This is a genomic window from Lentibacillus sp. (assembly GCF_035301675.1).
Lineage (GTDB): Bacteria > Bacillota > Bacilli > Bacillales > Amphibacillaceae > Lentibacillus.
In genome coordinates this window covers 1-11,261 of record NZ_DATGTT010000020.1, presented here as the reverse complement: position 1 = coordinate 11,261, position 11,261 = coordinate 1, and the positions used below count along the sequence as shown (strand labels likewise).

Annotated in this window: 13 protein-coding genes, 1 pseudogene and 1 riboswitch; of the genes and pseudogenes, 11 read left to right on the top strand and 3 right to left on the bottom strand. The window is 46.1% G+C overall.

Translation table 11 applies throughout. The features are described from left to right. The 9 genes from cobS to VK097_RS03775 all read left to right on the top strand — a co-directional run. On the top strand, positions 1-722 hold a 722-nt coding region (cobS, locus tag VK097_RS03815; protein WP_324210477.1), incomplete at its 5' end, for an adenosylcobinamide-GDP ribazoletransferase. Beyond that, positions 680-1,306 carry a histidine phosphatase family protein gene (locus tag VK097_RS03810; RefSeq protein ID WP_324210476.1) on the top strand — a complete coding sequence of 209 codons (627 nt, stop codon included), beginning with the start codon at positions 680-682 and terminating at the stop codon, positions 1,304-1,306. The genes cobS and VK097_RS03810, both read left to right, overlap by 43 nt. Next, the gene (locus tag VK097_RS03805) at positions 1,258-1,698 is read left to right on the top strand and encodes a bifunctional adenosylcobinamide kinase/adenosylcobinamide-phosphate guanylyltransferase (protein WP_324210475.1); all 441 of its coding nucleotides are present in this window, start codon (positions 1,258-1,260) and stop codon (positions 1,696-1,698) included. Before VK097_RS03810 ends, VK097_RS03805 begins: the two co-directional genes overlap by 49 nt. A 20-nt stretch (positions 1,699-1,718) precedes the next feature. Further along, positions 1,719-2,303, top strand: a complete 585-nt coding sequence (locus VK097_RS03800; RefSeq protein WP_324210474.1) for a cob(I)yrinic acid a,c-diamide adenosyltransferase — start codon at positions 1,719-1,721, stop codon at positions 2,301-2,303. Between the two features lie 319 nt (positions 2,304-2,622). Continuing rightward, on the top strand, positions 2,623-3,363 hold the full coding sequence (locus VK097_RS03795) for a hypothetical protein (protein WP_324210473.1): 741 nt from the start codon (positions 2,623-2,625) through the stop codon (positions 3,361-3,363). A gap of 79 nt (positions 3,364-3,442) precedes the next feature. Next, positions 3,443-3,820, top strand: coding sequence for a hypothetical protein (locus VK097_RS03790; protein ID WP_324210472.1), 378 nt, complete (start codon positions 3,443-3,445; stop codon positions 3,818-3,820). A gap of 72 nt (positions 3,821-3,892) precedes the next feature. Beyond that, positions 3,893-4,672: a serine hydrolase gene (locus tag VK097_RS03785; protein WP_324210471.1), complete on the top strand. Its 780-nt coding sequence runs from the start codon at positions 3,893-3,895 to the stop codon at positions 4,670-4,672. 454 nt (positions 4,673-5,126) lie between these two features. Next, a complete protein-coding gene (locus VK097_RS03780) occupies positions 5,127-5,804 on the top strand; it encodes a uracil-DNA glycosylase (protein WP_324210470.1) in 678 nt (225 codons plus the stop codon). 136 nt (positions 5,805-5,940) lie between these two features. Next, positions 5,941-6,591, top strand: coding sequence for a YrrS family protein (locus VK097_RS03775; protein WP_324210469.1), 651 nt, complete (start codon positions 5,941-5,943; stop codon positions 6,589-6,591). A 94-nt stretch (positions 6,592-6,685) separates the two neighbouring features. Here VK097_RS03775 and VK097_RS03770 read toward each other — a convergent pair whose 3' ends face one another. Further along, the gene (locus tag VK097_RS03770; RefSeq protein WP_324210468.1) at positions 6,686-7,639 is read right to left on the bottom strand and encodes a nucleoside hydrolase; all 954 of its coding nucleotides are present in this window, start codon (positions 7,637-7,639) and stop codon (positions 6,686-6,688) included. A 156-nt stretch (positions 7,640-7,795) separates the two neighbouring features. On the opposite strand from VK097_RS03770, the gene VK097_RS03765 reads away from it, so the two are divergent. Beyond that, positions 7,796-8,365 carry a DUF4256 domain-containing protein gene (locus VK097_RS03765; protein ID WP_324210467.1) on the top strand — a complete coding sequence of 190 codons (570 nt, stop codon included), beginning with the start codon at positions 7,796-7,798 and terminating at the stop codon, positions 8,363-8,365. 6 nt (positions 8,366-8,371) lie between these two features. On the opposite strand, the gene VK097_RS03760 is transcribed toward VK097_RS03765, so the two are convergent. Continuing rightward, positions 8,372-9,970 carry an ABC transporter permease gene (locus VK097_RS03760; RefSeq protein WP_324210466.1) on the bottom strand — a complete coding sequence of 533 codons (1,599 nt, stop codon included), beginning with the start codon at positions 9,968-9,970 and terminating at the stop codon, positions 8,372-8,374. A 474-nt stretch (positions 9,971-10,444) separates the two neighbouring features. Then, positions 10,445-10,489, top strand: a riboswitch (PreQ1 riboswitch). Positions 10,490-10,495: 6 nt separating this feature from the next. Between VK097_RS03760 and VK097_RS03755 the strand changes: the two genes are divergently transcribed. Further along, on the top strand, positions 10,496-10,987 hold the full coding sequence (locus VK097_RS03755) for a QueT transporter family protein (RefSeq protein ID WP_324210465.1): 492 nt from the start codon (positions 10,496-10,498) through the stop codon (positions 10,985-10,987). Positions 10,988-11,053: 66 nt separating this feature from the next. Here VK097_RS03755 and VK097_RS03750 read toward each other — a convergent pair. After that, positions 11,054-11,261, bottom strand: a pseudogene (locus tag VK097_RS03750) (Na+/H+ antiporter NhaC family protein); the annotation flags it as partial.

Sequence of the window (11,261 nt, the reverse complement as noted above, 5' to 3'; positions counted from 1 at the left end):
CGATGGGTCGTTTCTATCTGTCATATGCGGTGCGGACATTCCCGCTGCTCGGATTGCTGCAGGGCGTCATCTATGCATTTATTTTGTTTGTGCTTCTGTCCTTTACGCCGCTTTCTGATGTGATGATTGCGCTTTGTTTATGGCTTGTATTGATTTTTCTGTCAGGCGGCATTCATCTGGATGGGCTCATTGACACAAGCGATGCCTATTTTTCGTACCGGGATCCCGAGAAACGGCTGGAGATTATGCAGGATCCTCGTGTCGGCGCATTTGGAGTACTGTCTGTTATTGTTTTTCTTGCCGTGCGTTTTGTGATTCTATATGAATTGATCACGATGGCAGGTGCCTCGACATATTTATTGGTCATGCTGATTCCGTTTCTTGGGAAAATACTGATGGGCGCCTATCTGCAGGTTTTGCCGGCGGCCAGAAATAATGGGATGGCCCACTTTTTCAAACAAGGTGCGAGCCGATCATTCCAGGTGGTTTATGGATCCTATTTAATTATCATCGGGATCGTAATAAGGATGTTAAATATTGAATTATTGCCAAGCTATTTGATACTCGTCAGCTGTATGATCGTTATAGGGTTTATTATCGCCGGGAGAATAGTGAAGCATTTCGGCGGTATATCGGGCGATACATTAGGAGCGAGTTCAGAAGGGATGGAGCTGGTGTTATGGATCGTCATGTGGCTGTTACACTCTTTCGCCATGGTGTAACAGAGGAAAATCTGGAAAGGAAATATGTGGGGTGGAGTGATCCGCCGATTACGGGTGATGCGGGGCGGACATTAAGATTGCTGCGAAGTGACATACCAAGCTATGATTTTTGCGTGTCAAGTGACTTAACACGCTGCAGGCAAACAGCTGATATCCTTTGTCGGGGATCGCAGCACGTGGAAAGTGAGGCATTTCGCGAAATGAATTTTGGCCAGTGGGAATTGAAAACATATGCGGATTTGTGTCAGGACGAAGCATACCAGAACTGGTTGGATGATCCTTTTTCAAAACGGCCGCCTGATGGGGAAAGTTTTACCGATATGGAAAAGAGGGCGATGAGCGGCTGGGTGTCACTCAGAAAAACAATCCATGATCAGGGTTATGGCGAGGTTTTGCTGGTGACACATGGCGGAGTCATCCGCTTACTACTGACAAAGCTGGCTAATGAGATGAAACGTTTCTGGCAATGGTATATTCCGCATGGGAGCGGGATCAGACTATGCTGGATTTATCATGACTGGAAGGAGGACAGCCGATGCACTTTATTACAGGCGGTGCCTTCAACGGAAAACGAAAATGGGTGAAAAACTTTTATGCTGCAGATCGCCACTTATGGCTGAGCGCCTATGAAGCAGATGCGCTAACGAATTCATCCGACGGGGAGCTCCCGGCCGTTGTGGTGTTGGAAGGGCTCGAGAAATGGATCTATAAGCAAATTGATACTGCTTTTCCACCAGATACCACGCGCCAAAATGTGATGAATCAAATTGAGCCTTGGCTGGAGTGGGAAAAAGCAGACAGCTACAGAAGACTTGTTATCATCGGTACAGATATTTCAAAAGGAATTGTGCCAGTGGATAAACGGGAACGGCTATGGCGGGATGTAACCGCGTGGGTCTATCAGGATTTGACAGCACGAGCCAAGCGGGCCGATGTGATTTGGTATGGCATGGAACAAACGCTTAAGGATGAATAATTTTATAGGAGGTTTTTTGGATGAGACTTTATACAAAATCAGGTGACAAAGGGCAGACAAGTGTCATTGGCGGAAGACTGGACAAAGACGACATTCGCGTTGAAGCATACGGCACAATCGATGAGGTGAATTCGTTTGTCGGAAAGGCGATTTCGGAATTGGATCAAGACGTTTTCCCGGATATTGTGGCAGACCTTGAGAAGATTCAGCATGAGTTGTTTGACTGCGGCTCGGAATTATCGAATATCAAAGAGAAACGCGACCATAAATTGACCGATGAACCCATCACTTACCTGGAAGACAAAATGGATGAGTTGATTGATGAGGCGCCGGAACTCGAACGTTTTATATTGCCGGGCGGATCAGATGCCTCAGCGTCAATTCATATCGCCAGAACAGTTGCGCGCAGAGCTGAAAGAATGATTATATCACTCATGAAAGCAGAAGATGACATCTCACCCGTCCCATTAAAGTATGTGAATCGTCTGTCGGATTACTTTTTCGCAGCGGCACGCGTCATTAATGCCAGATTAAATGTGCCGGATGTCGAGTACGCACGCAGCGCAAAAGTTTTCCGCGGAACCAACAAGAAGAAAAAAGATTAAAAGCAGGTGCCACCCCGAGCGGTAGCGGTATCAAATCGTGCGAGAGCGGTGCTGATTCGTGCGAGGGTGTCACCAAATCGTGCGAGGGCGGTGCTGATTCGTGCGAGGGTGTCACCAAATCGTGCGAGAGCGGTGCTGATTCGTGCGAGAGTGTCACCAAATCGTGCGAGAGCGGTGCTGATTCGTGCGAGAGCGTCACCAAATCGTGCGAGAGCGGTACCAAGACGTGCGAGAGCGGCACCAAATCGATCGAGAACGACACAAAATCGATCAGTAGTGCGGCCGGAAAATTGTCCGTCTAAAAAGGAGCTGACCAGTGATGAACAATGCTGTCGTACTGCCATTGACGACTGAACAGGAGCTCGTAATTACCTCAGATAACAGTGGAGCAATCGGTGAAAAACCGCATGATGCAGTCAATACATCGAATACCGTTGTGGGTCACTTTGCCTGCCGTGTTGCCGTTATGGAATGCCTTGCTGCAGGAGGTGACGTGCGGGCTGTCGTCATGCAGAATTTTACCGATCATGAAGCTTGGCGGGATTATAAGCATAGAGTGGAGCAGGTATTGGACGAACTGGGCTTAGATAAGGTTCCGATAACGGGCAGTACCGAGAGCAATTTCGCCAGTCTGCAATCGGGCCTTGGCCTGACAGTTATTGGAACGCGAGCCATGACGCAAGAATATGAATTCACGGGCGAAGAAGCGTTTGCGGTCATCGGGAAGCCGTTAGTCGGCAATGAAGTGCTTGAGCGTCCTGATGAAGTCGCTCCGCTTTGGTTATTTCAGCGTCTGTGTCAGCTGAAATTAGTGAAAGCAATACTCCCGGCAGGTTCAAAGGGCGTTGCGGCAGCATGGAGAAACTGGACGAAACGGGCAAACAAGCCGGACTGTGCGCTTGGTTTAAAAAAATCCGCCGGCCCGGCAACCTGTTTCCTGATTGCCTTTGACAAGGAAAATGAAGCGAAAATAAAGGAAATAGCCGGATCTTTTTTTCATAGATTGGATATAGGCGGAGGACAAGGTGTCAGACACTTCGCCCCGCAAAATTCAGTCTAGATGTTTTTAGACAAATCTTTTATAATGATATTAACAACTCGTGCCGTTTACTAAAAGTTGGAGGAAAGGGGGAGATGCTATGAGTGACATGGCAAATAATCAAGTACTGCAGGCCATCAAGGAATTGCAAGATCAGATGAATGCCGGATTTGAAAAGGTCAACGAGCGCTTTGAGCAGGTAGATAGACGTTTTGAGGAGATAGATAAACGCTTTGAACAGGTAGATAGACGTTTTGAGGAAATAGATAAGCGCTTTGAGCAGGTAGATAAACGTTTTGAGGAGATAGACAAGCGTTTTGTAGACGTAGACAAACGCTTTGAAGCAATCGAAAATCGGCTTGTCGGAATGGATGCAAAAATTGATGGCGTGCAGGATAGTGCAGACCTGCTTGCGAAGAGAACATGGAACAACGAAAAGGACGTTTACATCATGAAAAGAAGAATTGGTCTGGAGTAAATTCAGTTGCAGTCTAGGAGGCTGCTTTTTTTATAACTGCTAGAAAGTCCAGCAAAAAAGGGGGATATGCAGATGATGATCAAACAATTGGAGGCCGATGTGCGCAGTATAATCTCTGGTTTTCATACATCAATTGGGTTAATGATCAAAGACGAAAAAGACACCATAAACATCAACGCAAACATGACAATGCCAGCTGCAAGTGTCATTAAAATTCCCATCATCCTGGAAGCGTTCCGGCAAGCTGAACAAGAGAATCTGAATCTGTCCGAAAGAGTGAAGGTCCCAGCTGAGTCCAGGGTTGGCGGTTCCGGTGTATTACAGGCTTTGTCCGAAGATGTTTCCATGACACTGCTTGATGTATTGACGCTGATGATCATTGTCTCGGACAACACCGCCACTAATCTCGCGCTTAAGCGGGTAGGGATTGATAATGTGAACAGATTAAGCCGACAGCTTGAATGTTATCAGACAGAGATCCAGCGTTATTTTATGGATATGAAAGCAGCTGAAAAAGGCCTTGAAAATACGACAACAGCTGGAGACATGGTTAATTTTCTTGAAGAAATTGCATTACCCCGTATATTAAGCCGGGTCTCTGCCAAACACATCTTTCACATCATGACCCGACAGCAACTGACCTCCAAATTGCCTGCCTATCATACAAACGATAATATCGTCATTGCCAATAAAACCGGCGAGCTTTCAGATGCCGAACATGATGCCGGCATTTTTCAGTATCAGGACAGGACGGTATTCGCAGCTGTTCTGATGGATGGCATCAGTGATCACGTCACTGCCCAGCAGGCAATCGCTCGTGTCGGCAAGGCAATTATGGACCGGAACTACTGAAAAAGTGATTAAATTTAAACGACAAAACCAAATTACAGTAAAAACGTCCGGTTGCTTAAGTGGTTACCGGGCATTTATTTCTTGATTGGCTCTCGCGCCCATGTCTCCGTGCTCACGCCCAAGTTTCAGTACCTCTTCCTGCTTCTTCTTGAGTATTCTGATCGTCAAGCATTTTATCATTTTTTTCCAAATACGGGTTGATCGGGTAACCCTAACCTGTTCTGACCCCAAGTCCCGTCAACCAATGATGGGAGATGATGATTGATCCTCTGTTATGAAATGGCATTGCGTGATATGATAATTTATATTGCATTTATAATGGTCAGTAATCCGGCAAAAAAACACCGGCAAACTGTCCATAAATGCCCGATTCTGTTCAACTAACAATCAGCTGGAAAAAACACTCCGCTGATTGACACTTTATGATTCTATCAAATGGTTGGGAGCTGAAATTTTGGCTATATTAACAAATGATTGGGCGCCGGTTATGGCGGGGGAGTTTGAAAAAGACTACTATCAGGAGCTGCGTTCATTTTTAAAACAGGAGTATGGATCGTCCACGGTTTACCCGAACATGTATGATATTTTTAATGCCCTGCATTACACAGGTTATGAAAATACCAAAGTGGTCATTCTCGGGCAGGACCCGTATCATGGCCCGAATCAGGCGCATGGACTTAGCTTTTCTGTTCAGCCGGAAGTTACCATGCCGCCTTCATTAAAAAACATTTATAAAGAGCTGCACGATGATCTCGGTATTGAAAGCCCTAATCACGGATGTTTGACAGACTGGGCTGAACAGGGTGTCTTGCTGTTGAACACGGTTCTGACAGTAAGGGCAGGCAAGCCGACTTCCCATAGAGGAAAGGGATGGGAATACTTTACAAATGAGGTGATCCGGCAGGTGAATGCCAAACAGAATCCGGTTGTGTTCATGCTCTGGGGGCGGCATGCCCAGGCAAAAGAGTCATTTATCACAGAACCGCAGCACCTGATTATTAAGTCGCCGCACCCAAGCCCATTTTCTGCACATAAAGGATTTTTTGGCAGCCGGCCCTTTTCGCGCGCCAACGCGTTTCTGGAAGAGGCAGGACGCACACCAATTGACTGGCGGCTCCAGGCCCGGTTTTAGCAAATTTTCTGGATTTTGCTGATTGCCGCAAACATTCATGCGGTTGAGTTTTAACAATATGTTATTTGGGAATGGACAGTTAAAAATATGCTCGCAACTTGAAATTGCTTTTGGGTCTTATGGAAAGGAGATTAACATGAAAACACGAACGAACATGCGCAAGAAAAAAAACAAACAAAATATTATCCTTAATTCCCTTATCGGTATAGTCTTCCTTCTCATATTAATCATTGGGGGGAACATGATATTTAATGATAGCAATGCAACAACCAATGATGATAACGACACATCAAGCGAAGAACAGCAAAACAACGCCGAAGATGAAGGCAAATCAAATGGCCAGGATCAAGACATTCAAATCAATGAAGATGATAATGCTGATCAAAAATCTGAAACTACAAACTCAGATAAGGAAGAGAACAAGGAACAGGAGGACCAAGGTTCCCAGCAGGATAAGAAGGAGAATGATGACCAACAAGATCAGGATGGAAATGAAGCTGATTCAGACAAAGTTGGCGAACCCATTGGCACCTCCCAGAGCGGATCGCATACTTCCAATTATGAAAAAGGTTCAGTGGACTGGAATGAAAAGGTAAAAGCCATTAAAATGGCGACAGGCCTGGATGACGGCATGACTATCTGGCGTCTGGAAAGCGGTGGAGGGCCGCAAAAAGCAGTCGGTAAAGTCAGTCCGGATGGTGAACAGGGCTGGATGTATGTCGTCAATCTTCAATGGGTTGATCAAAAAGGATGGAAAGTGACGAATGTTAATAAACAAAGCCGTTAACAGCACGGGTTTTTGGGAAAAAGCCGTATCACTTTTGGATGATACGGCTTATTTTCGTTTTGTTCAGGACAATAGCTCACTAACATAAGCCAGCTCATCTATGATTTGTTAAGATTTCAAGGACGTTCGAGACAAAGACATGTTGATTAATGTCCAGGGCAATACGTGTACATTTTGGTCCAAAACAATTACCCGAACCTGGTCGGAAGTCAGCGATACTTTCACCGTAAGTAAGGTCACCTTCATCTTCAACTCTGACTTCCCGTTTTCTGTACTCATACAACCCGCCGATATCGAGCGCTGCCATTAAAGCGGCTAAATCGTGCAGCGGTGATCCCGGGATGCCTGGCTCCAGTTGTTGATAGGCTTCATAATAGAAATCTAAGATCGGTTTGATGATCTCTTCTAAAGGTGCATCTGAACGCTTATCGATGAAATTGACAACTCTCGGGGTCAATAAGGCGTCTCTTGTTACATCTAAAGGAACGAGTGTCAGGTTAATGACATTTTGACAAATATAATCAGCGGCAATCGGATCACCGTAAAAGTTCGCTTCCGCTACTTCGGTCGCGTTGCCGGGTTCAAGGAAAGCGCCACCCATCACATAGGTTTCTTTTACATCTTCCATTACTTCAGGACTTAAATAATGGGCTGTTGCCAGAGAAGTGCATCGCCCGACATTAACGATGATTACCTCATGACGGTTTTTCTTGATCAAATCGAACAGCTTGCTGAAATTCGAACGATTTGCATAGCGTTCCTCTGGAATTGGCGGATCAATTGGACCCAGGCCTTCTATGCCATGAATTTCAGGAAAAAAGACAGGATCTTCACCACTTAGGGGACGTGTAGCACCTGCAATGACAGGAATATCGGTACGGCCTGCCAGTTCCAATAAGTACTCGACATTCCGAAACGTTTTTTCCCGATCGATGTTACCGTAGCCGCTGACAACGCCAATCAAATCTATCTCGGGATGCTTTAGTGCGTAAGTCAACGTGATCGTATCATCAATACCTGTATCGGCAAATAAAATTATTTTTTTCATTTAATCACCTCAACCCAGCTTATGAGGAAGAGTCAAGTATGCTTGTATGATTGTCCGTTGTCTTCAAGAAATAAGAAAAATATAAGATCTTATCGATTGATTATCAAACAACTATTTATATATACTTAAACTATCATAAGCAGGGAGGAAACTAATATGCCAAAGAGCAATAAAAAGGAGTTGTCGCCAGAACAACGCGAAGAATTATTCGGAGCCTTGAAAGCCCGTTTTGAGAAAAACATGCACCGTCATAAAGGTCTTGAATGGGCTAATGTCCAAGCAAAGCTGGATGCGAATGCTGAAAAACTGTGGTCGCTCAATGAAATGGAACAAACCGGAGGGGAACCGGATGTTGTTGATCATGATAAAAAGAAGGGTGAATACATTTTTTTTGATTGTTCAGCGGAAAGTCCCAAAGGCCGCAGAAGTGTTTGTTATGACCGTGAAGGGCTGGAGTCAAGGAAAAAATATAAACCGGAAAATACCGCTATTGATATGGCAACTGTCATGGGTATTGAACTTTTAACTGAAGAACAATATCGGGCGTTGCAGGAACTGGAACATTTCGATCTAAAAACATCAAGTTGGGTGCAGACCCCTTCTGATATTAGGGAACTTGGTGGTGCTCTTTTTTGCGATTGTCGCTACGGGCACGTCTTTGTGTACCACAACGGTGCGTCCTCCTATTACGGTGCCAGAGGTTTCCGCGGCTCACTAAGCGTCTGATTCCTGTCAGCCTTCCATATCCCGTCTGCGATACCCGATATAACCGATAACCAAGAGCACAATGGCAACTCCCGTCATCCAGAAAATATTTTCTGGTTCCATATCAGCAGCCGGGAGCTGGGGCACATGTTCGAAAACGGACAGGTTAAGCACCCAATCCGGAAGTTCAAGCAGGCCGCCAATATAAACCGTTACAAAACCGTAGAACACATACAACCAGATAAGAGCGGTCGCTTTTGGAAGCAATCCAATCAGCATTACAGCTAGCCCTGTTATCACCCAAATGGCAGGCAAATAGACGAATGCAGCTGAAAAGATAGTGCTGAACGCTAAAGGCTCATCCATTACACCCAGGCCGGCAGACCATAGCCCCAATGCAACGAGCGCCTGCATCATGACACTCACCACGATTGCCAGAACGAGGTAATTGCTCAACAAATACAAACGCGACACAGTACGGCTGTAGATGTTTTCAAGCCGGTGTTTCGATTCTTCACCTTTTACGTGCAATACCGCCATGACTGCCGGCACGGTGCTAACCAATGCCATAATGGCCATGAGCAGCGAGATGAATTGGTCGGTCATGCTGTTGCCGGGACTGTCCGCCAACATCGCCTCCACAAAACCCACATCAGAAAAGTAATTTTCCAGATCGCCAAGAATAAAACCAAATGACGCGCTCAACAGAAACAGGCAAGTTCCCCAGATCAGGAGATTGGTACGCTGCAATCTCAGAATCAGGCCAAATGGTTTCTGCAGCAAGGATGATGCATGTTTTCTTCCGCCTTTTGCCGGGATAAAACCGGCATCAAGGTCGCGAATACTTTGCAGCCAGAAAGCCACAACTGTTAACACCATTGCCAGGGCGAGAAACAGATAAATCGGCCACCAGTCATTATCAATAAACACGTTTGTCCTGACGGTCCAGCCGAGCGGTGAAAGCAAGGAAAGGACGTCACTGTTCACATCCCCGACTGCCCGCACTAGGTAGGCCGCAATCAGCGTGCCAAACGCCAGCATGCTGGTGCCCCGAGCTGTTTCAGCCAGTTGAGCGGAAACAGCCGTAACGCCGGCAAACGTTAATCCGGTTCCGGCTAAAATCGAACCGTACAGAAACGAACTTTCCGCATCGAAGCCGTCAATTCCGAGGGCGGTCAACCCGGCTCCGGTGACCAACGCCAAGATCACATTTGCCAATACGATGACAATGACGGCAGCGCTTATATAGGCGAGACGGCCTGTCGGCAGTGAGCGGATCATCTCCACGCGCCCATCTTCTTCATCTGCGCGGGTCATCCGTGCAACAAGCAGAATATTCATGGTAGCAGCCGCGATGGCTGTAAACAGCAGCATTTCGTTTGCAAACAGGGCACCTATTGATGTCGCGTATTCTTTCATGTCATACCCGATGCCAACCATTGCAATCATCGCGGGATTTTCCATCGTCATCGCAAATGCCTGCTTAGCCTCGGCATTCGGATACATATCCGGATAAGCCGATGCAGCAGCCAATGTGACACCAATCAGGCCGGCCAGCCAAATAAATAGCTTGACCCGATGCTGGCGAAGGATTAATTTGGTTAAATGCAACGTTCCGCTAAACATTTCTGTACGCCCCCAAGAACTGGAATCTACTGTCTATTATAGAGGTATATGATCCAATTCACAAAATTAGGTGGATCGATATTGACATACTTGAAACTGCGGAGAATCATTCAATATGACGATTTTCGGCAGCCGCCGAAAATCAACAATATAGAAAGGAGCGTCGATTTTGATTGCGTCGCGCAAGATACCGGCAAGTCTCGCTCGATTTCTTGTTGACGTCGCACGAAATCATGTCATCCTCGCGCGAAATTCCATGGGGGTCGCGCGATATCCCGTGAGCTTCGCGCGAAATCCTGAGGCTGTCGCGCGATTTCATGCCAACCCCGCGCGAAATACGAAGTGAGAGCAGACGATTTAAGCTTCCCATTCATTCTGGCAGCCCGTTGTCATTTTAAAAAAGTCATAAACCTGCTAATATCTCTTTTCGTTCCCTTCGTTTCAGGGTATAATTGAATCATTTGGACTGATACCCAAACCGTGGTTCGAAACCATCCCACGATAAAAAACTAAGGAGTGAGATCATTGAATATCAAAACACTAACCGTCAATGCGATTATAGCTGCTGCCTATGTTGCGCTGTCATTGGTCGCCGCCCCGATAGCATTCTCGAATATTCAGTTCCGGATCCCCGAAATATTTAACCATCTCGTCGTCTTTAACACAAAATATTTTTATGGAATTGTGTTGGGCGTCTTTTTGACCAATTTATTTTCGCCAACCGGGGTGTATGACTTGACATTCGGCGTTGCGCATTCGGTACTGTCGCTCGGTTTTGTCATGTTTCTGGCAATGTTTATTAAACATCAATTAACCCTGCTCGTCATCAACACAATCGTATTTACGTTCAATATGTTTATCATAGCGTATCAGCTTTATATGGCCGCCGACTTGCCGTTTCTGTTGACATGGCTGACGACAGCTGCAGGGGAATTCGGCATCATGGCTGTTGGGATCCCGATTATGTATATGCTGAACAAGAAACTGAATTTCAATGAGCTGATGGAAAGACATTAAGGAAATCATGCTTCATAAATGCCAAAACAAAAGGGGACCAGACTTTGCACCTGATCCCCCTTAATACTAAGCTTCTGACGCTGATTCTTTATCATCATTTAATGCTGTGTTATCTCCTCCCGTTGAAAAGCGTGGGTACCCCGTTGCAATGGCGATTATGCCCGCTATTCCGAGCAGAACCGGGTAAATACTATAGGGCATGATGGAAACGGGCGATATCGATGCAACGCCGGCAACCGCCAGCAGTTGTGCGCCATATGGCAAAATGCCCTGG